This window comes from Janthinobacterium sp. GW822-FHT07H11, assembly GCF_058798615.1.
The window spans coordinates 1,006,801-1,025,502 of the sequence record NZ_CM179507.1; the positions used below are offsets into that span (position 1 = coordinate 1,006,801).

At 63.9% G+C, this 18,702-nt stretch carries 16 protein-coding genes; 10 read left to right on the forward strand and 6 right to left on the reverse strand.

Annotated features, from left to right (window positions below; genetic code table 11):
* The first annotated feature begins 91 nt into the window (after positions 1 to 91).
* The gene (locus tag AC3RCJ_RS04470; protein ID WP_492961872.1) at positions 92 to 2,038 is read left to right on the forward strand and encodes a GAF domain-containing sensor histidine kinase; all 1,947 of its coding nucleotides are present in this window, start codon (positions 92 to 94) and stop codon (positions 2,036 to 2,038) included.
* A 462-nt stretch (positions 2,039 to 2,500) separates the two neighbouring features.
* On the opposite strand, the gene AC3RCJ_RS04475 is transcribed toward AC3RCJ_RS04470, so the two are convergent.
* The gene (locus AC3RCJ_RS04475) at positions 2,501 to 4,012 is read right to left on the reverse strand and encodes a DUF3369 domain-containing protein (protein ID WP_492961874.1); all 1,512 of its coding nucleotides are present in this window, start codon (positions 4,010 to 4,012) and stop codon (positions 2,501 to 2,503) included.
* 436 nt (positions 4,013 to 4,448) lie between these two features.
* On the opposite strand from AC3RCJ_RS04475, the gene AC3RCJ_RS04480 reads away from it, so the two are divergent.
* Entirely contained in the window at positions 4,449 to 4,952 is a 504-nt protein-coding gene (locus AC3RCJ_RS04480) for a DUF3016 domain-containing protein (protein ID WP_492961875.1), read from the forward strand.
* A 145-nt stretch (positions 4,953 to 5,097) separates the two neighbouring features.
* On the forward strand, positions 5,098 to 5,637 hold the full coding sequence (locus AC3RCJ_RS04485; RefSeq protein WP_492961877.1) for a DUF3016 domain-containing protein: 540 nt from the start codon (positions 5,098 to 5,100) through the stop codon (positions 5,635 to 5,637).
* A gap of 33 nt (positions 5,638 to 5,670) precedes the next feature.
* Here AC3RCJ_RS04485 and AC3RCJ_RS04490 read toward each other — a convergent pair whose 3' ends face one another.
* The 3 genes from AC3RCJ_RS04490 to AC3RCJ_RS04500 form a co-directional block, all read right to left on the reverse strand.
* On the reverse strand, positions 5,671 to 6,483 hold the full coding sequence (locus AC3RCJ_RS04490) for a substrate-binding periplasmic protein (RefSeq protein ID WP_492961879.1): 813 nt from the start codon (positions 6,481 to 6,483) through the stop codon (positions 5,671 to 5,673).
* A 41-nt stretch (positions 6,484 to 6,524) separates the two neighbouring features.
* Positions 6,525 to 6,968 (reverse strand): thioesterase family protein, encoded by a 444-nt coding sequence (locus tag AC3RCJ_RS04495; RefSeq protein ID WP_492961881.1) that lies wholly within the window; start codon positions 6,966 to 6,968, stop codon positions 6,525 to 6,527.
* Between the two features lie 112 nt (positions 6,969 to 7,080).
* Positions 7,081 to 8,532 (reverse strand): PQQ-dependent sugar dehydrogenase, encoded by a 1,452-nt coding sequence (locus tag AC3RCJ_RS04500; protein ID WP_492961883.1) that lies wholly within the window; start codon positions 8,530 to 8,532, stop codon positions 7,081 to 7,083.
* Positions 8,533 to 8,549: 17 nt separating this feature from the next.
* Here AC3RCJ_RS04500 and AC3RCJ_RS04505 point away from each other — a divergent pair, with 17 nt between their 5' ends.
* The 3 genes from AC3RCJ_RS04505 (at position 8,550) to AC3RCJ_RS04515 (ending at position 10,257) form a co-directional block, all read left to right on the forward strand.
* A complete protein-coding gene (locus AC3RCJ_RS04505) occupies positions 8,550 to 8,813 on the forward strand; it encodes a hypothetical protein (RefSeq protein ID WP_492961885.1) in 264 nt (87 codons plus the stop codon).
* Positions 8,810 to 9,916, forward strand: coding sequence for an S-(hydroxymethyl)glutathione dehydrogenase/class III alcohol dehydrogenase (locus tag AC3RCJ_RS04510; protein ID WP_492961887.1), 1,107 nt, complete (start codon positions 8,810 to 8,812; stop codon positions 9,914 to 9,916). The genes AC3RCJ_RS04505 and AC3RCJ_RS04510 overlap by 4 nt, the downstream gene beginning before the upstream one ends.
* Positions 9,917 to 10,023: 107 nt before the next feature.
* A complete protein-coding gene (locus tag AC3RCJ_RS04515) occupies positions 10,024 to 10,257 on the forward strand; it encodes a hypothetical protein (RefSeq protein ID WP_492961889.1) in 234 nt (77 codons plus the stop codon).
* Between the two features lie 10 nt (positions 10,258 to 10,267).
* Here the strand turns inward: AC3RCJ_RS04515 and AC3RCJ_RS04520 are convergent, their stop codons facing one another.
* Positions 10,268 to 11,272, reverse strand: coding sequence for a GlxA family transcriptional regulator (locus AC3RCJ_RS04520; protein ID WP_492961891.1), 1,005 nt, complete (start codon positions 11,270 to 11,272; stop codon positions 10,268 to 10,270).
* 115 nt (positions 11,273 to 11,387) lie between these two features.
* Here AC3RCJ_RS04520 and AC3RCJ_RS04525 point away from each other — a divergent pair, with 115 nt between their 5' ends.
* The 3 genes from AC3RCJ_RS04525 (at position 11,388) to AC3RCJ_RS04535 (ending at position 15,905) form a co-directional block, all read left to right on the forward strand.
* Positions 11,388 to 14,543 (forward strand): DUF6701 domain-containing protein, encoded by a 3,156-nt coding sequence (locus tag AC3RCJ_RS04525; RefSeq protein ID WP_492961893.1) that lies wholly within the window; start codon positions 11,388 to 11,390, stop codon positions 14,541 to 14,543.
* A gap of 106 nt (positions 14,544 to 14,649) precedes the next feature.
* Positions 14,650 to 15,348 carry a dienelactone hydrolase family protein gene (locus AC3RCJ_RS04530; protein WP_492961895.1) on the forward strand — a complete coding sequence of 233 codons (699 nt, stop codon included), beginning with the start codon at positions 14,650 to 14,652 and terminating at the stop codon, positions 15,346 to 15,348.
* 140 nt (positions 15,349 to 15,488) lie between these two features.
* A complete protein-coding gene (locus tag AC3RCJ_RS04535) occupies positions 15,489 to 15,905 on the forward strand; it encodes an SRPBCC family protein (RefSeq protein ID WP_492961897.1) in 417 nt (138 codons plus the stop codon).
* Between the two features lie 118 nt (positions 15,906 to 16,023).
* Here AC3RCJ_RS04535 and AC3RCJ_RS04540 read toward each other — a convergent pair whose 3' ends face one another.
* Positions 16,024 to 17,640 carry a M28 family peptidase gene (locus AC3RCJ_RS04540; protein WP_492961899.1) on the reverse strand — a complete coding sequence of 539 codons (1,617 nt, stop codon included), beginning with the start codon at positions 17,638 to 17,640 and terminating at the stop codon, positions 16,024 to 16,026.
* Positions 17,641 to 17,774: 134 nt separating this feature from the next.
* On the opposite strand from AC3RCJ_RS04540, the gene AC3RCJ_RS04545 reads away from it, so the two are divergent.
* A complete protein-coding gene (locus AC3RCJ_RS04545) occupies positions 17,775 to 18,656 on the forward strand; it encodes an alpha/beta fold hydrolase (protein ID WP_492961901.1) in 882 nt (293 codons plus the stop codon).
* The last annotated feature ends 46 nt before the right edge of the window (positions 18,657 to 18,702 follow it).

An 18,702-nucleotide genomic window follows, 5' to 3' on the forward strand; every position in this document is an offset into this window, starting at 1 on the left:
GTTGCCCGGTATTTTGCCGTGCCAAGGGAGGGCCGAACTGATAATATTAATTTTCAAAAACATATATTTACAAAAGGCACTAAGTAAACACATGGAAAGTCGTCTCAGCCGCCTGGAAGCCGTGCAAACCGTGTTGCTGGAAATCGGGCAGCGCTCGAGCACCTGCAGCGATATCAGCGAATTCCTGCGGGCCGTGCATGCGGCGCTGGGGCGCATCATGTACGCGGCGAACTTTTACGTGGCCCTGAGCGACCGTGACGACGGCCTCGTGCGCTTTCCGTATTTTGTCGATGAATTCGACGCGGCGCCCGACCCGGACGCTGGCGTGCGCCTGGCCAGCGCGGCGCAGTCGCCCACGGCCTGGGTCATCGTCAACCGCAAGCAGCTGGTGATGACGGCCGACGACGACGCCATGCGCGCCATCGGCGGCGGTGCCTGGGGCGGCGGCACGGCGGCCGAGCACTGGATAGGCTGCCCGCTGCTGGACCAGCAGCACCAGGTGCTCGGTGCCATCGTCATCCAGAGCTATGACGCCGAGCACCGCTTCAGCCTGGAAGACCAGGCCCTGTTCGCGCTGATCGCCACGCATGTGTCGAGCGCCCTGCAGGGCATGCAAAGCATGGACCGGCTGGAAAAGGCGGTGCAGGAGCGCACGGCTCTGCTGGCGCACGAGGTGGCCGAGCGCCGGCGCGCGGAAAGCCTGCAGCACGCGCTGTATGAAATCGCCAGCCTGTCGGCGCAGGCGGCCGACGCCACCACCCTGTATGCGCGCCTGCACGCCATCATCAGCGAACTGGTGACGGCGAAGAATTTCCTCATCGCCCTGTACCACCCGGACAACAAGGACATCACGATTCCGTATTTCGTCGATGAAAAGGATGCGCAGGCGCCCGTGAAACGCTTCCACTATGGCATCGGCATGAGCTCGTATGTGCTGGCGCGCCGCCAGGCCTGTCTGCTCGATGCCGGCAGCTATGCGGCGCTGGTGGCCAGCGGCGAGATAGACGAGCCGCTGGGCAATGTCGGCATCGCCAGCTGGATGGGCGCGCCCATGCTGCTGGGCGAGAGAAAATATGGCGTGATCATCGTGCAAAGCTACGACAGCTCCGTCGTGTATGGCCAGGCTGAACTGGACGTGCTGGCCTTCATGGCCAGCCACGTGGCCGTGGCGATGGCCCGCATCCAGGCCGACAGCGCCATGCGCCGCGCCAAGGAAGCGCTGGAAGAGCAGAATGCGGCCCTGAACAGCGCCTTGAGCGCCTTGCAGGAAGCGCAATCGGAACTGGTGCGCCAGGAAAAGCTGGCCTCCCTGGGACGCCTGGTGGCGGGCGTGGCGCATGAAATCAATACGCCGCTAGGCATCTGCGTGACGGCCACCAGCCACCTGGTGCAGGAATTGAAGCTCACGCGCGAAGACCTGGACGGCGGCCAGCTCGATGAAGACGGCTTGCGGCAATTCTTCGACATCATCGACCAGACCCTGCGCATCATGACGACGAATACGCAGCGCGCCGCGGCGCTGGTGCGCAGCTTCAAGCAGGTGGCCGTGGACCAGTCCTCGGACGAATTGCGCAGCTTTAACTTGCGCAAATACCTCGATGAAATCCTGCTGTCCTTGCAACCCAAGCTCAAGGGCAAGCCCGTCAGGGTGGAAATCGATTGCGCGCCCGAAGTGCAGCTGCGCAGCTATCCGGGCGCCGTCTCGCAGATTGTCACGAACATGGTGGTCAATTCACTGGTGCACGGCTTTGCCGAAGGCGAGCCGGGCAAGATCAAGATTTCAGCCAGGACGGCCGGCGAGATGCTGGAACTCGACTACAGCGACGACGGCATGGGCATGGACAGCGCCACCCTGGGCCAGCTGTTCGACCCCTTCTTCACGACCAAGCGGGGCTCGGGCGGCAGCGGCCTCGGGGCGCACATCCTGTACAACCTCGTGACGGGGCCGCTGGGCGGGACGGTGAAGGTGGTCAGTGCGCCGGGGATGGGATTGCACTACAAGATCCGCTTCCCGCTGGAGCCACGTAGGTCGGATTAGCGGCAAGGCCGCGTAATCCGACGCCGGCGGCCAGGTTAAAAACGGCGGGCTGGAGATGCGGGCCTGAGAAAATGCCGATGGCGGCGTTGCAGCTCCTTGCCGTACGTGCGTACTGTCTGCGTCGCTGCGCCTTGCCCTCGACATTTTTCAGGCCCGCTTGGCCCGGAGAGCCTAAGTTGGGGTCTTGGGCCGACGCGTGGTTTGTTGGTGTGCGTATCGGGTAATCCGACCTCCGCCGGATTTTAATCAGGGAAACGTTGATTTAACGCATGTCCCGTAGGTCGGATTAGCGCTTGCGCGTAATCCGACAACATCGTTGGCGTGGCTGGCGGTGGTGTCGGATTACGGCCTGCGGCCTAATCCGACCTACGCCGGCTTTTAATCAGGGAAGCGTTGGTTCAAGGCATGCCAGGTAGGTCGGATTAGCGGCAAGGCCGCGTAATCCGACACCACCGCCAGCTTTTAATCAGGGAAACGTTGATTCAGCGCAAGCGCTGCATCGAGGTTTGCGATCAGCAACTCCACGTACTGCGGGTCGAGGTGGCTGCCGCTCACTTCGCGCAGGTAGCTGACCACGCGCTCCAGGGGCCAGGCGTCCTTGTAGCAGCGCTTGTGCATGAGGGCGTCGAAGACGTCGGCCACGGCGGCGATGCGCGCGTATTTGTGGATGTTGTCGCCCACCAGGCCCTGCGGGTAGCCGCTGCCGTCGTATTTTTCATGGTGCTGGTGGGCGATCACGGCCGCTGCCTTCAAGAGCGGGCGCTGCGAGCCGTCGAGGATGGACATGCCCACCGTCGGATGCTGCTTCATGATTTCCCACTCGGCAGCGTCGAGCTTGCCGGGTTTCAGCAGCACGGCGTCGGGCGTGGAAATCTTGCCGATGTCGTGCATGGGCGCCGCGTGGCGCAGCACCATGGTTTCCTCTTCCGACATGCCCGACGCCTGCGCCAGCAGCTGGCACACTTCGGCCATGCGGCGCACGTGATTGCCCCCTTCGTGCGAGCGCGATTCGACCACGTCGCCCAGGCGCAGTATCAGCTCGGCCTGGGTATCGGTGATTTCCTGCGTCAGCAGGATGTTGTCGAAGGCAATCGCCACGCCCGAGCAGAATACTTCCAGCAATTGCGCATCGAGGTCGGAAATTTCTTCCACGCCCTTTAATACCAGCAAGGAGGCCTTGCCGCTGCTGTTCGGAAAGTAGCCGACATAGGTGTCGCCGTGCAGGCGCGAGATTTTATTGCTCTTGGCATCGTCCAGCTGCGACAGCAGGGAGGGATTGAGCATGCCGCCATCGGCTTCATGGTCGCCGATCTGCGCGAGGATTTCATAGTCCTGCTCGCCCGTGATGGCGCTGGCGCCGCGCAGGCGCAGCAGCATGCTCGTTTCCAGGCGCAGCAGGGCCACGACTTGCTGCAGCAGGCCGCTGGCGAAGTCGCGCAGGTTGCGCTGCTTGAAGATGTGCGCGGAGGCGGCGATGACGCGTTCGAGGCCTTCGCGGTAGTGCAGCTGGGCCTGGCGCGCCTCTTCCACCTTCATGATGTCGCGGTAGGCGCGCAGGGCGGCAAAGGTGGTGGTGAACAGCTTGGTGCGGTCGAGCTCGGTTTTTTCCTTGTAGTCGTTGATGTCGTAGTTGACGATCACGCGTTCTTCCGGCGCCTGGCCCGGCTGCCCCGTGCGCAGCACGATGCGCGTAAACTGGTTGCCCAGGTCTTCGCGCATCCAGCGCGCCACTTCCAGGCCGCTGTCTTCGCGTTCCATCACCACGTCCAGGAACACGAGCGCGATACCGTCCTCGCGCGCCAGCACCTGCTTGGCCTCGGCGCCGCTATACGCATGCACGAAGCTCAGCGCGCGGCCCTCGAGGCGGAAACGGCTCAATGTCAGTTTGGTGATGTCGTGGATGTCGGGTTCATCGTCGACGAGCAGGACTTTCCAGGGAGGTAACTTGGGCGACGCTGAAGACAAAAATGACATAAGGGCAAGTTCCGCTAAAAGGCATAACTGACGCAATGCTGAGACGCCTGCGCCAGGCTATCCTGTGCGCCATTACCGGCGTTGCGCGTTTTTCGGGCGCATTCTGTCGATTGTAGACTGACCGCTAAGTATTAACAACAAGCAAGAATAATTGACGCAATTCATGCAACATGCATGTCAAAAAGATACTTGAAAACAGCGCTGCCGCCGCTATCTATACTTTATCGCTTAGGCAACTATATTTTCAAGACAATACTTTGTTTTAATTAATATTGCCAATGAATCTGCAAAAAAAATGCCACCGAGCACTGTCGTGGAGCCGCGAGAAAGAAAGTAACAAGGTATGACTTGGGCTTCAAAAAGCAGCCATTGCAGGTATATTGAAGACAGATAAGAAGTGGCCGCAGCGCCACCAATACGCTTGAAAGGGCACATCATGCAAACGAAAATCCCGCGCCTCTTGATCGCCGGACTAGCCTTGCTGGCCAGTAGCGCCGCCTGGGCAGGCACCGAGGTGCATTTCAACAAACCCGAGCAATTCACGGACCTGCCTTTCGACCAGCGCCAGCGTGAGGACGTCCTGAAGGAATTGACTGCGCATTTCGACAAGCTGGGCCGTGCATTGCCGGCTGGACAGACCTTGAAGATCGAGGTGAGCGATATCGACCTGGCGGGACGCGAACAGCCGCGCATGCATGGCATGAATGACTTGCGCATTCTGAATGGCGGCGTCGACTGGCCGCGCATGCGCCTGCACTACGCGCTGGAGCAGGATGGCAAGGTCATCAGCAGTGGCGATGCGGCCCTGTCCGACATGTCGTATATGAACCGCATCAATCGTTATGCCAGCAATGAAAAATTGCGCTATGAAAAACTGATGATCGATGACTGGTTTGCCCAGACCTTTGGCGTGCAGGCGAAGCGGCAGGCAAAGAGGTAGGCGGCGAGGGCGGCGCGGCTGGCCGCCCGAGGCCGACGTGTATTGCGCTCCAGAAATTTTTACTTCAGGCTATATTGAGGCCAGGCGCCGCGATGACTGGCATGGCGGCGGTGGCCTGCTGATAGGATTTTCTGAAAGGAATATTATGCGTATTTCCAAGGCGACGAGAACGTGGCTGGCGGCGCTGGCGCTGCTGGCCAGCAGCAGCGCCTGGGCAGGTGTCCAGGTCAGCTTCGAAAAACCCGATGATTTTTCCGACCTGCCATTCAGTACGCGCGAGCGCGAACAGGTGCTGGCCGGCCTGGCCGAGCATTTCCAGTGGCTGGGCAAGGGCTTGCGTCCAGGCCTGGATTTGAAGATCGAGATTACCGATGTCGACCTGGCGGGGCGCGAGGATCTGGCGCGCCGTGGCGCCTTTGACGTGCGCGTGATGACTGGCCGCACCGATTGGCCGCGCCTGCGCCTGCGCTATGAACTCGCGCAAAATGGCAAGGTCATCGCCAGCGGCAATGCGGCGCTGTCCGATATGTCCTATTTGCAGCGCATCAACCGCTATTCCAGCAACGACTCGCTGCGCTATGAAAAGCAGATGATCGACGACTGGTTCAAGGATACCTTTGGCGTCAAGCCCAGGGGCCGCAGCAATCCCGTGATGACCATGCAGCCGCAGGTGCAGCGCAGATAAGGTGGCGCCAGCAGGCACGCCGGCGCAGACACGTCAGCGCAAATAAGCCTGTTCGATGCGTGCCAGCTCGCCGTTCTGCCGCAAGGTTTGCAGGGCGGCATTCATTTTTTCGACGAAATCGGCCTTGTAGGGCGGGCTGGCCTGGGCGCTGTAGGCGATATACGTGGGTTCGGACGACAATTCCAGCACTTCGTGCAGCACAAAGCCCTGGCGTGCCAGTTCGCCGTTCAGCAGCCTGGCCGTATGGCGCGCCGCGCCGCGGTCGCTGGCATAGCAATCGATGCGCCGCAGCGCCAGCTTTTTCAGGTTGGCTTCATTGCCCTTGGCCGCCTCCAGTCGCAGCAGCCCTTGCCGGGCCGGCTGCATCAATTTTTCCGACAGCAGGAAACCGGCATTGACGCCTATCGTCAAGCCCGCAAAATCGGCGGGGAATTGCCTGCGCGGCGTGCGCATCACGCCGTCATGGCAGAACAGCACCACCGATTCCCGGTACAGCATGGCTGAATACGGCTGCACGTACGGACGCTCCGTCTTGCGTCCGGGGGGAAACAGGCCGAATACCTGGCCCTTTTCCAGCGCATCGAGTCCCCGTTTCCAGGGCCTGGCCTGCAGCTCGAGGCGATAGCCGGGCAGCTGGCGGGCCGCCGCGCGCAGGATATCGACATACATGCCTTTGAATACGCCATGTTCCACATAGCTGTACGGGGCATAATCGTCATCGCCATACAGGATGACCGTTTGCGGCGGGGCCGCCATGCTGGCGCCCGGCGCCAGCATGGCCCATGCGGCCAGCAGCAATAGCCAGGCGCCGCCACGGCGGCCGTCTGCATCGATTTCACATATCATACTGACAAGCATACAGCATGATGGCGGCGGTGTGCCTTACGCTAATCGATCCAATTGACTTGTGGAAATTTACTGCCGAAATCTTCCGGCATGGGCACGACCTGGCTGCGCTTGTAGTTGAAGAAGACAAAACCGGACTTGGCCATCGCGATCAGGGTGGTGTCGCGCGGGCGCGTGATGCGGAAGGTGATGTCGCCGCCGTATTTATTGAAATCCATGACGCCTACTTCGAACAGCAGCTGGTCGCGCGCATGCGCCTCGGCGCGGTAGGTGGTGGCCAGGTCGGTGACGATGATGCCGGTGCCGTCCGCTTCGATGTCGCGCACGCCGAATTCAAACAGGAAGCGGGCGCGCGCCTCGGAAATCATGGAGATCATGGAATCGTTGCCGAGATGATTGCCGGCATTGATGTCCGTGGTGCGTACCGTCAGTTGCGAGGAATAGCAGTACTGGTCTTCGGGAAATTCAAGTTTCAAACGGGCCATGGTGTTCTCTTGGGCTGGTGCGCGGAGCGCGGCGAAAATATCAATTCTAGCCGCTTCCCCGCGCGCCGTCGAAAAACGCCGTCGCGCACGCCAATGACGGCCTGGGCGCGCGCTATTTACGTACGATGCGGTACACCTTGCCCGTGCCGCTCAACAGGTACAGCTCATTTTGCGCATCTTGTCCGAACGACAGGATGTTGCCCACGTTTGTGATGCCCCAGTCCGTCACGGCGGAGGCCGCACCGTTGCTGTAGCTGAAACTTTTCAGCCAGCCGCTGCAATAGTCGGAGTACAGGTATTGTCCCGCCAGTTCCGGCAAGGCCGTGCCGCGGTACACATAGCCGCCCGTGATCGAGCAGCCGCCGGCCGTATCGTGGCCATACTCGATGACGGGCAGGACCAGGCCCGCCTGGTTGCAGCTGGCGCTGTTGTAGCAGTGCAATCCTTCCATGAGGTTCCAGCCATAGTTGTTGCCCGCCTGGCCTGCTGGGCGCACATCGACCTCTTCCCAATTGGCCTGGCCCACGTCGGCGATGTACAGCAGCTGGGCTGGCACGTCGAAGGCATAGCGCCAGGGATTGCGCAGGCCGTAGGCCCAGATTTCCCCGCGTCCGCCGGCCGTGCCGGCAAAGGGATTGCCTGGAGGAATGGCGTAAGGCTGGGCCACCGTGCTGGCGTTGACGTCCAGGCGCAGCAGCTTGCCTAGCAGCACGTTTGTATTCTGTGCATTGCCGGGCGGATCGCCCCCGCTGCCGCCGTCGCCCGTGCCCGCATACAGGTAGCCATCGGGGCCAAAGCTGAGCAGGCCGCCATAGTGGTTGTTGAACGTGGGATGGGCAATGGTGATGATGGTCAGCGCGGACAGGGCATCGGCCACGTTGGCATTGCCGGCCGACACTTGCCGTCGCTCGATGACGATATCGCCCGCCAGGTTGGTGTAATAGATGAAGAAATAGCCGTTGCTTGCATATTGCGGATGGAAGGCCATCGAGAGCAGGCCCCGCTCGCCGCTGGTGGTGGTGAGGGGGCTGATGTCGAGGAAGGGCGTGGCCAGCAGCTGGCCGTTCTCGAGCACGCGGATGCGTCCCGCCCGTTCGACGATGAAGAGACGGCTGTCGCCGGGCGGCGCCGTCAGGAAGATGGGCATGTCCAGGCCGCTGGCCACTTCCTGCAGCGAGAGGGCCAGCGGCGCGGCTGCGGCATATGTGACGGTGGCGCTGGCCGTGGCCCCGGCACTCACCTGGACTTGCTGCGTGGCGGGCGTGGGCGCCAGGCTGCCCGTGCCGTAGGCCACGCTGGCGGCGCCGACGGCGTAGGCGCCGGGCGCCAGGTCCGTCAGTGTGGTGCTGGCCGTCAACTGCCGGCTGTAGGATGCCGGGCCGGTGACCGTCACGGCGCCCGCCACGCCGGCCGGCAAGCCGCCGAGGGTGACCGTCAGGCTGCCCGTGGCGGCGCCGGGCGGATGGTCGTGGTGGCCGCCGCCGCAGGCGGCAAGCAGGGCCAGGCAGCATGCCAGCAGCAGGGCCGGCCAGGGGCGGGAAAAGCGGGAAAACACATGGCGCATGTCAGTCTCCTGCGGGAATGACGCAACGGCTGCTCTATCGGTGTCGGGCTTGTGCCAAGAATGCGCGTGTCTATGTTGGCAAGATTGATCTGGCGCAAACGGACAGCGTACTGGCGCCAGCATACGCGCGCGCCTGCCGCTTTTCCGTGCGCTGCTGCACCGTGCCGCGCCAGCGGACAAATGCGCCGCGTTTTCAGACAATCGCGGTGCCGCTTGCGCCGCCGCCGCTGCCGGCGCCGCATAATGGCGCATCTGAAACCGAGCAGGAAGAAAACCCATGAAAACCAAAGCCGCCATCGCATGGAAGGCCGGCGCTCCCTTGAGCGTCGAAGAAGTCGACCTGGCCGGCCCGCGTGCCGGCGAAGTGCTGGTCGAGCTGAAAGCCACCGGCATTTGCCACACCGATTACTACACCCTGTCGGGCGCCGACCCGGAAGGCATCTTTCCCGCCATCCTCGGCCATGAGGGGGCCGGCATCGTGGTCGACGTGGGACCGGGCGTGACGACGCTGAAGAAGGATGACCACGTCATCCCCCTGTACACGCCGGAATGCCGCCAGTGCAAGTTCTGCCTGTCGCAAAAGACCAATCTGTGCCAGTCCATCCGCGCCACGCAGGGCCGCGGCCTGATGCCGGACGCCACCAGCCGCTTTTCGCTGAACGGCCAGCCGCTGTTCCACTACATGGGCACCTCCACCTTTTCCAACTACATCGTGGTGCCGGAAATCGCCCTGGCGAAGATCCGTGAAGACGCACCGTTCGACAAGGTCTGCTACATCGGCTGCGGCGTCACCACCGGCGTGGGCGCCGTGCTGTTCTCGGCCAAGGTCGAGGCGGGCGCCAACGTGGCCGTGTTCGGCCTGGGCGGCATCGGCCTGAACGTGATCCAGGCGGCGAAGATGGTCGGCGCCGATAAAATCATCGGCATCGACATCAATCCGGCGCGCCAGGCCATCGCGCGCAAGTTCGGCATGACGCATTTTATTAACCCGAACGAGGTGGAGAACGTGGTCGACGCCATCGTGCAGCTGACGGACGGCGGCGCCGACTACAGTTTCGAATGCGTCGGCAACACGACGCTGATGCGCCAGGCGCTTGAGTGCACGCACAAGGGCTGGGGCAAGTCGTTCATCATCGGCGTGGCGGCGGCCGGCCAGGAGATTGCCACGCGCCCGTTCCAGCTGGTGACGGGCCGCGAATGGCGCGGCTCGGCCTTCGGCGGCGCGCGCGGACGCACGGACGTGCCGAAGATCGTCGACTGGTATATGGAAGGCAAGCTCAATATCGATGACCTGATCACGCATCGCTTGCAGCTCGAGGAGATCAATCAGGGTTTCGACTTGATGAAGAGCGGGGAATCGATCCGTTCCGTGGTCCTGTACTGAAGCGACTGTACTCATTGCGCAACACCGGGCGCGGCGCGGGCTGTACTTCGGCCGCCGCCCCTGCTAGTGTGAAGACATCGCCGCATATCCTCGAGATGGGAGCCTTCATGTTCGCCTCTGCCTATTTGCTGACCTTGCGGCGCATGCTGCCCATCTTTCTCGGGGCGGCCCTGTCGTCCCTGCTGGCCTTGTGGTGGAGTAAGGCTGCCATCCTGGCCACGCCTGCCATCTGGCTGGCGCTGCTGGCCACGTATCTGCTGTGCGCGCTGGTATTTACGCCCCTGGCCTGGCATCGCCGGCAACTGGCCACGCGCCACGTGCGCACCGGCAAGTCACGCTGAGTGCCGGGCGCTAGCGCGAGGTGCTGGAAAAGCGCTCGCGGTAGTCGCGCGGGGTAATGCCCAGCTTCTTGTGAAACAGGCGGCGCAGCCTTTCCTCGCCGTGCAGGCCTGCCTGCGCGGCCACCTGCTTGAGCGACGACACATTCTCTTCCAATAAGCGGCGCGCCACTTCGAAGCGGGCCGTTTCGATGAAATCCGTGGGGCTGCTGCCCGTTTCGCGCTGGAACACGCGCGTGAAATTGCGCTCGCTCATGGCCAGCCGGGCCGCCAGCAGCGGCACGCTGAGTGCGTCGGCCAGGTGTTCCATGATCCAGCCCTGCAGCTGGCGTATCGTCGGGTGCGTGGTCATCTGGCTCGACAGGTGCACGGAAAACTGCGACTGGCCGCCGGGCCGCTTCAGGTACACGACCAGGTCGCGCGCCACTTCCAGCGCGATGTCGCGGCTGAAGTCCTCCTCCACCAGGGCCAGTGCCAGGTCGATGCCGGCCGTCACGCCGGCCGACGTCCAGACGTTGCCTTCCCGCACGAAAATCGCATCGGCCTCGACCTTGACCAGCGGATAGCGCCGGCGCAGGCTGTCGACGGCGCTCCAGTGCGTGGCCGCGCGCTTGCCATCGAGAACCCCAGCCTCGGCCAGGAAGAAGCCGCCCGTGCACAGGGCCGCCAGCGTATCGATGCGCGGCGCCGCCGCGGCCACCCAGGCGGCGATGGACGGCAGGTCGTGCAATACCTGTTCGACGTGGTGGCAGCCGACGATGACGGCCAGGTCGGGCAGGCGGTCCGCATCGAGCGCCTTGCTGGCCTGCAATGACATCAGGGTATCCGATGCCACCGGGCCGATGGCGGTCGAGGCGATGCGCACCTCATAGCCGCCCTGCAGGTTGCGCAAGCGCAAATGGGTATTCGCGTAATCGAAGACCTTCATGGCGCCGATCGCTTCGAGTGCCTTGAAGCCCGGGTAGACGATGATGTCGACGGTGCGCAGGGGGAATTCTTTGGAGCTTTGCTTGATCATGCGATGTGCGCGAGGGGGATAAATACTGCCATAATGCAATAACAGCGATGGCGTAGATTAGCATGGAATAGTCCGCGCACCCGCTGGCCTCCCACCCACCGGATTCCTCGATATCGTGCGCTTACTCCACATTTTTGCCGCCCTGACATTGCTGCTGGGCTCATCGCCTGCCCACGCGGCCACGCTCAACTTCAACGGCGGCGCCGTCAGCGGCTGCAGCCTGCCGGCCTCAGGCACCCAATATACGTGCGCCAGCCTGAGCATGGGCAGCACCGACAACGTCGTCATCGCCAGCGGCTATGGCGTGACGGTCAACAGCGATGTGAGCATCGGCTACAACCAGGGATTGAGCATGAGCGGCACGGCCGCCCTGACGGCCAACCGGAATATAGACATCAGCAATGTCAATCCGCCCAACCTGAAGATCACTGGCGGCAGCCTGACGGCCAAAGGGGGCAATTTCAGTGTAGGGTCGCAGGGCGGCACCGTGCTCGTGGCCGACATTGCCGCAGCCACCGTGTCCCTGGGCGGCACGCCCGTGAAGGTGACGGGCAATATCACGGCCACGGGCAATATTGACATTTCCTCCGGCTCGACGCTGAACGGCGCCATCAGCGGCGGCTCGGTCAGCAGCAATTCGAATGTCACCATCAGCGGCAGCGTCAAGGCCACGGGCAGCGTGAGCATTGGTTCCAGTTCGACCATCACCGGTCCCATCAGCGGCAGCACCGTCAGTACCAGTTCCAGCGTGTCCATTACCGGCAACGTCACCGCCAGCAATTCCTTCAGCCTCGGGTCGGGCAGCAACCTGAAGGGCACGACGACGGCGCCCGTCGTCAGCATCGACGCGTCCAACAGCCAGGTGCAGGGCGATATCACGGCCAGCACCTCGCTGTCCGTCGGTTCGGGCAGCCAGGTCAAGGGCAACCTGACCTCGCCCACCATCGACCTGAAGGCCTCCGGCCTGCTCGTCACGGGCGACGTGAAGGCCCTCAATTCCTTGTCGATTGCCTCCGGCAACGGCGTCAAGGGCAATGTGGAGGGCGGCAACGTCACCCTCGATTCCTCGAATGCCTACATCACCGGCAACGCCCTGGTCGACCACATCACGCTGGGCTGGCAGGGCCGGGTGCAGCAGACCATCACCTGCAAGTCCTATACGCCATCGAATCCGTGCAGCTGCGTGACGAATAACAGCGGCTGGCCCTACACCGATCCGCTGGGACCGAAATGCGGCCCCGGCACCCAGGCCGGGCCGCATCACTTCCAGATCACGCATCCGCCCTCGGCACTCAGCTGCGCGCCCGCGCCCGTGACCGTGACGGCCTGCGCCGACGCGGCCTGCAGCACCGTCTACACGGGCGCGGCCCAGGTCACGCTGACGCCGGGCGGCGCCGTGGCGCAAATCAACGCCACCCAGCCGGCGACGGGCACGGCCGCGTCCAGCGTGGCGCAGACCACGCCGGCCAGCAACGTCCCCCTGGGCCTGAACGGCACGCCGGCGACGACGGGGGCGCTGGTCTGCAAGAGCAGCGTCGACGGCAGCGTGACCAATTGTCAGATGGCATTTGTCAGCAGCGCGCTGCAGGTCAGCGGCGTCCCCCGTTATGCCGAGGCCGAGGGGCCCATCGCCATCAGCGCGCTGCAGGCGTCGTCGTCGAACCCGCGCGCCTGCGTGCCCCTGTTTGCCAACCAGAACAAGACCTTGCAGCTGCGCTGCACCTATGCCAATCCCGGCACCGGCACCTTGCCCGCGCGCATACAGGACAAGAATGGCAGCTACATTCCCCTGGCCGCCAACACGGGCAGCGCCTGCAGCGCGGCCGGTGCCGCCGTGCAACTGGCCTTCGACACCAACGGCCTGGCCACGCCGAACATGCAGTATGCGGATGCGGGCGCGCTGGGCCTGACGGCCACGTATGCCTCGACCAGCGGCAGCGACAGCGGCCTGACGATGACGGGCAGCGGCACTGTCATCGTGGGGCCCCAGCGCTTCGTGTTCAGCGCCATCGCCACGCCGCAGCGGGCGGGCCTGGCCGCGTTGCCCGTGGCGCCGGCCACCCGCATCAGCGTCTCGGCCGTGAACGTGGCCGGCGCCGTGACGGCCAATTTTGGCAGGGAAACGACGGCGCAGACGGTGTTGCTGGATCGTATAGTTGTCGCGCCCACCTTTTCCGGCGCCGCCAACCCCGCAGTCGGGGGCAGCCTGGCTTTTAACAATGGCAACGGCATCGGCACCGCCAGCAACCTGAGCTGGGCGGAAGCGGGCACCATCCAGTTTACGGCGACGATGGCCACCTACCTGGGGGCCGCGCCGCCAGCCATCAACGGCGTCATCCCGCCCTTTACCACGGGTAACAGCATCAATGTGCAATTCATCCCGCACCACTTCCTCACGGAAATCGTCAGTGGTACTGGCCCCATGCCTTGCAAGGCGCCATTGTCCTGCGCGGCGGGCAGTTTCATCTATGCGCGCCAGCCATTCACGCTGCGCGTCACGGCGCAGAATGCGGCAAACGGGACGACGCTCAACTTCGACGGGCGCGACACGGCCTTGACGGCCCAGGTGGCCTTGCGCGCCTACGATGCCGCCACCGGACTGACGGCCTTTCCGCCGGCGACGCCGTCCGGCAGCCGGCTGAGCGATGGGACGGCGGCGCAAACGACCGTGACGGGCATCGCGCCGGCCAGCTTCACGGAGGGCGTGGCCAGCAGCCAGATCGCCTACCGCTTTCCCGGCGCGTATGCGCTGCCGGCCGGTACGGTCGCGCTGGCGCCGCCGACCGACGTGCTGTTCCGCGCCACCACCCCCTATGCGGGCGCCACCGTGACGTCGGCGCCGTCCGACGCCGGCACGGAAGCGCGGCTGACCGTGCTCACGGGCCGCATCATGGTGCCCAACAGCTATGGTTCCGAGCGCCTGCCGATCCGCCTGCCCGTGCAGGTGCAATACTGGAATGGCAGCTGGCTGGGCAATGTCTCGGACAGCGCCAGCAAGTTGACACAGGCCGACGTGACCCTGGCCAATTGCCGCCAGGGACTCGGTGCGGGCACATGCAATGGCGCGACGAAAGTGCAGAACGGCAGCTACACCTTTGCCAGCGGGGTATTGCCTTCGCCTAACGGCCAATTGCTGCTGCTGGCGCCCGGCGTGGCGGGCAGCGTCGATGTCTCCGTCAGCGGCTTGCCTTACCTGCCCAGCACCGTGGGACGCGCCGTGTTCGGCGTGTTCAAGTCCGGTCCCGTGATTTACCAGCGCGAACTGTATTAGATATTTGTCAATGTGCCGTGCCGGCGCGGGCGTGCCGGCGCAGACGGGGGAAAAAACCAGTAACATGCCTTGCTGTTTCATCCCCCAACATCAGACTGGAGTTTCTATGAGCACAACTTCGCAGTGGATCGATATCGCCGGCCCGGACGGCAGCTTCCAGGCCTACCTGGCCGTGCCGCACGTGGGCAAGGGCCCCGCCATCATCCTGTTGCAGGAAATTTTCGGCGTCAACGAGCACATCCGCGCGGTGGCCGACCAGTACGCGGCCGACGGCTACGTGGTGCTGGTGCCGGACCTGTTCTGGCGCGCCGGCGCGCATATCGAACTGGGCTATGACGCAGCGGGCTGGAAGCGCGCCGTTGAACTGATGCAGGCCACCGACAATGCGCACGCCGATGCCGATATCGCCGCCACCGTGGCCGCCTTGCGCGCGCGCCCGGAAGTCGATGGCAAGCTCGCTTCCATCGGCTACTGCTTTGGCGGGCGCCTGTCGTTTCAAACGGCCGCGGCCGGCCTGGTCGACGTGGCCATCGCCTATTACGGCGGCGGCATCCAGAACAAGCTGGACCTGGCCGACAAGATCCAGGTGCCGCTGCTCATGCATTTCGGCGGCAAGGACAGCCATATCCCGCCGGAAGCCGTGCAAAAGATCGCCGAGCGCTTCGAAGACCGCCAGGACGTGGAAATCCACATTTACCCGGGCGCCGAGCATGGCTTCAACTGCACCCACCGCGACAGCTACCAGCAGCGCGCCGCCGCCCAGGCGCATGGCAATTCCTTGATTTTCCTCTCGGAAAACATGTAAGGCGCTGGCCGACAACAGGCCGGCCGGCGCTGGCAATGCTGCAGCAAGGCCGCATGGGCGCTAAAATAGCGGCTGTGCCGGGCAACTCCGGCCGGCCGGGCGCGGCGCCCGGCAAACCTGGATGAGGAACCGAATTAAAGATGGCCCAAGTAATTGTTTCTGTAACATTGGCGGCAAGCGCCGAACGCGTGTGGGATTTTATCGGCGGCTTCCAGTCGCTGGCTGAATGGTCGAGTTCGATCAAGACCAGTTTGTCCGAACACGGCGGCCGGGTGCGCCGGCTGAAAACCACGGACGGCGCCGTCATCGCGGAACGCCTGCAAAGCTACAGCGAAGCGGACAGGAGCTACAGCTACACCATCGTCTCGGGGCCTATCCCCGTCAAGAACTACCGCTCCACCTTGCGCGTCACGGGCGAACCGGGCGCGGCCTCCTGCGTGGCCGAATGGTCGAGCGAGTTCGACGCGGCCGAAGGCGTGGAAGAGCTCATGGTGGGCGCGTTCCAGCATTTGTACGAAACGGCGTTCGTCGACCTGAAACGCATCATGGCCATTTGAATCAAGGAGCGTAGGTCGGATTAGCGGCTACGCCGCGTAATCCGACACCACCAACTCCGTTGACAATGTTGTCGGATTACGCGGGGCGATGCCCCGCTAATCCGACCTACGCTTGACGTTAGCGCTTCACTTTCCCAAACGCCTCCCCCTTGTTCCAAGTAGGCAAGTTCTTGTCGTTCGCCACTTCGTAGCCGAGGTTCAGGGTGAACTGCGCCTGCTGCACCATGCCCGACAAGTCCCACGACGGGTGGTATTCATCGCTGACCTGGTGGTAATCCTTTTTAAACGCCACCAGGCGCTCGCCGGACGCCTTCGGCTCCTTGACGAAGTCAAACGAGCCGTCGCCCGAGAACACGGCGGAACCGACGTTGAAGGCGGGCACGCCCGCCTTGGCAAACGCGAAATGGTCGGCGCGGTAAAAGGCGCCGGACAGGTCGGGAATGGACGGCGCCAGGCGCAGGCCCATGCGCTTGGCCACCTTGGCGGCGCTCGCGTACAGGCTGCTGCGCTCGGCGCCGGCCACGCCGATGTCGTGCGTCTTGCCGACGAAATTCATGCTGTCGAGGTTCAGGTCGGCGGCCGTCTTGGCCAGCGGCCACAGGGGCGCGCGCGTGTAGGCCGTGCTGCCCAGCATGCCCGTTTCCTCGCCGGCCGGCCACAGGAAGATCTGCGTGCGGCGCGCCGGCTGTTTCACGGCCACTTGCGCCATGGCCAGCAGGGCCGCCGCGCCCGAGGCATTGTCGATGGCGCCGTTGTAGATGTGGTCGCTTTGCCCTGCGCGCGCGCTGCCTTCGTCATCCTTGCCCAGGTGGTCCCAGTGGGCCGAGTAAATGACGGCTTCGCCCTTGAGCTGCGGGTCCGTGCCCGGCACGATGCCGGCCACGTTGAATTGCTCGATGCTGCGCACCTGGCTGTTCAGCACGACCTTGACCGTCGCGTCCAGGGCCACGGGGCGGAAGTCACGCGTTTCGGCCCGCGCGCGCAGGGCGTCCAGGTCTTGTCCCGCTTGCTGGAACAGGGCGCGCGCCGCATCTTCCTGCAGCCAGCCTTCCATCGCATTGCCCGCGCCGGCCAGGCTGAAGCGCTCATGGCCGAAGCCGTTGGCCGGTACCGACCATGGGTATGAGGCGGATTCGGTCGTGTGGATCAGCAAGACGCCGGCCGCGCCCTGGCGCAGCGCTTCCTCGTACTTGTAGACCCAGCGGCCGTAATACGTGAGGGACTTGCCGGCAAAGCGCTGCGGTTCGGCGCTTGTCGGCTGCGGGTCGTTGACCATCATGATGACGAGCTTGCCCTTCAGGTCGACGCCCTTGAAATCGTCCCAGTTTTCTTCCGGGGCGCGGATGCCGTAGCCGGCAAACACCACGGGCGCATCGAACGCCACTGTCTGCTGGCCATTCGCCGCGCCAAAGACGATGTCCTTGCCGAAGGCGGGAGACAAGGTCTTGCCGCCCGCGCTGAACGTTACCGTGCTCGATGGCAAGGCCTTGCTGCCGACGATGGTCAGCGCCTGGCGGTACGTGCCATCCTGCAATGGCTGCAGGCCGGCCACGGCCGCCTGGGTTTCCAGGTAGCGCACGGCCAGGTCGCCGCCGCGCTGGCCCGTGCCGCGGCCTTCGAGCAAGTCGTCGGCCAGGAAGGACAGGTGCGCGCGCAGCGGCGCTTCGGCGACGACGGGTTGGGCGAGGGCGGCAGTGCTGAGCAGGCTGGCCGCGAGGACGACGGTAGTTCGCATGAAGACTCCAAAAGTGAATACAAGAAAGCAATGCAGCGGCAATCTTACTCTACCGCAATGCTCTGGCGTAGCGCGCGGCGTGCGCGCGCCATTGCGGCCACAATGGCCGCTGGCCCACCGACGAGGAGCGTTCCATGACTGCCACCGACTTGCAATCGAGTAATACCCTGCGTACCGCCGACGGTACCTTGATCTACTACAAGGACTGGGGCAGCGGCCCGCCCGTCGTCTTCAGCCACGGCTGGCCCCTGTCGTCCGACGCCTGGGAAGACCAGATGTTTTACCTGGCCTCGCGCGGCTACCGCGTCATCGCGCACGACCGGCGCGGCCACGGCCGCTCCAGCCAGCCCTTCGAAGGCAACGACATGGATACCTATGCCGACGACCTGGCCGCCCTGATCGACGCGCTCGACCTGACGGGCGCCACCCTCGTCGGTCACTCGACGGGGGGGGGCGAGGTGGCGCGCTACATCGGCCGCCATGGCACGCAGCGCCTGGCCGGCGCCGTGCTGGTGGGCGCCGTGCCGCCGCTGATGCTGCAGACGGCCGAGAACCCGCTGGGCTTGCCCCTGTCCGCATTCGACGCCATCCGCGCCGGCGTGCGGGCCGACCGCAGCGCCTTCTTCCGCGACTTGAGCGCAGCCTTCTATGGCTACAACCGCCCCGGCGCCACACCGTCGCAGGGCGTGCGCGAGCATTTCTGGCTGCAGGGCATGCAGGCGGGCATGCCGGCATCCTGGCTGTGCATCAAGCAATTTTCCGAGACGGATTTCACCGGCGACCTGGGCAAATTCGACGTGCCGACCCTGGTGATCCACGGCGACGACGACCAGATCGTGCCGATCGCCGCCTCGGCGCGGCGCACCGCCGAGCTCATCATCGGCAGCAAGCTGCTCGTGTATGCGGGCGCGCCGCACGGCCTGGCGACGACGCACAAGGACAGGCTGAACGAAGACTTGCTGGAGTTCTTGCGCCACTCGGTCGATGCGGCAAGCAATATCGAGGCGCACTTGTAAAACGAGCATATCTATTGTAAAACACATAATATTGTTTGCTTTTTGC

What these genes read in the sequence shown, in the direction of transcription:
- AC3RCJ_RS04470 (WP_492961872.1), top strand. Translation starts at nt 92, where the DNA reads ATGGAAAGTCGTCTCAGCCGCCTGGAAGCCGTGCAAACCGTGTTGCTG.
- AC3RCJ_RS04490 (WP_492961879.1), bottom strand. Translation starts at nt 6,483, where the DNA reads ATGATATGTGAAATCGATGCAGACGGCCGCCGTGGCGGCGCCTGGCTA.
- AC3RCJ_RS04500 (WP_492961883.1), bottom strand. Translation starts at nt 8,532, where the DNA reads ATGCGCCATGTGTTTTCCCGCTTTTCCCGCCCCTGGCCGGCCCTGCTG.
- AC3RCJ_RS04540 (WP_492961899.1), bottom strand. Translation starts at nt 17,640, where the DNA reads ATGCGAACTACCGTCGTCCTCGCGGCCAGCCTGCTCAGCACTGCCGCC.
- AC3RCJ_RS04545 (WP_492961901.1), top strand. Translation starts at nt 17,775, where the DNA reads ATGACTGCCACCGACTTGCAATCGAGTAATACCCTGCGTACCGCCGAC.
- AC3RCJ_RS04515 (WP_492961889.1), top strand. Translation starts at nt 10,024, where the DNA reads ATGTTCGCCTCTGCCTATTTGCTGACCTTGCGGCGCATGCTGCCCATC.
- AC3RCJ_RS04480 (WP_492961875.1), top strand. Translation starts at nt 4,449, where the DNA reads ATGCAAACGAAAATCCCGCGCCTCTTGATCGCCGGACTAGCCTTGCTG.
- AC3RCJ_RS04510 (WP_492961887.1), top strand. Translation starts at nt 8,810, where the DNA reads ATGAAAACCAAAGCCGCCATCGCATGGAAGGCCGGCGCTCCCTTGAGC.
- AC3RCJ_RS04530 (WP_492961895.1), top strand. Translation starts at nt 14,650, where the DNA reads ATGAGCACAACTTCGCAGTGGATCGATATCGCCGGCCCGGACGGCAGC.
- AC3RCJ_RS04495 (WP_492961881.1), bottom strand. Translation starts at nt 6,968, where the DNA reads ATGGCCCGTTTGAAACTTGAATTTCCCGAAGACCAGTACTGCTATTCC.
- AC3RCJ_RS04520 (WP_492961891.1), bottom strand. Translation starts at nt 11,272, where the DNA reads ATGATCAAGCAAAGCTCCAAAGAATTCCCCCTGCGCACCGTCGACATC.
- AC3RCJ_RS04535 (WP_492961897.1), top strand. Translation starts at nt 15,489, where the DNA reads ATGGCCCAAGTAATTGTTTCTGTAACATTGGCGGCAAGCGCCGAACGC.
- AC3RCJ_RS04485 (WP_492961877.1), top strand. Translation starts at nt 5,098, where the DNA reads ATGCGTATTTCCAAGGCGACGAGAACGTGGCTGGCGGCGCTGGCGCTG.
- AC3RCJ_RS04505 (WP_492961885.1), top strand. Translation starts at nt 8,550, where the DNA reads ATGACGCAACGGCTGCTCTATCGGTGTCGGGCTTGTGCCAAGAATGCG.
- AC3RCJ_RS04475 (WP_492961874.1), bottom strand. Translation starts at nt 4,012, where the DNA reads ATGTCATTTTTGTCTTCAGCGTCGCCCAAGTTACCTCCCTGGAAAGTC.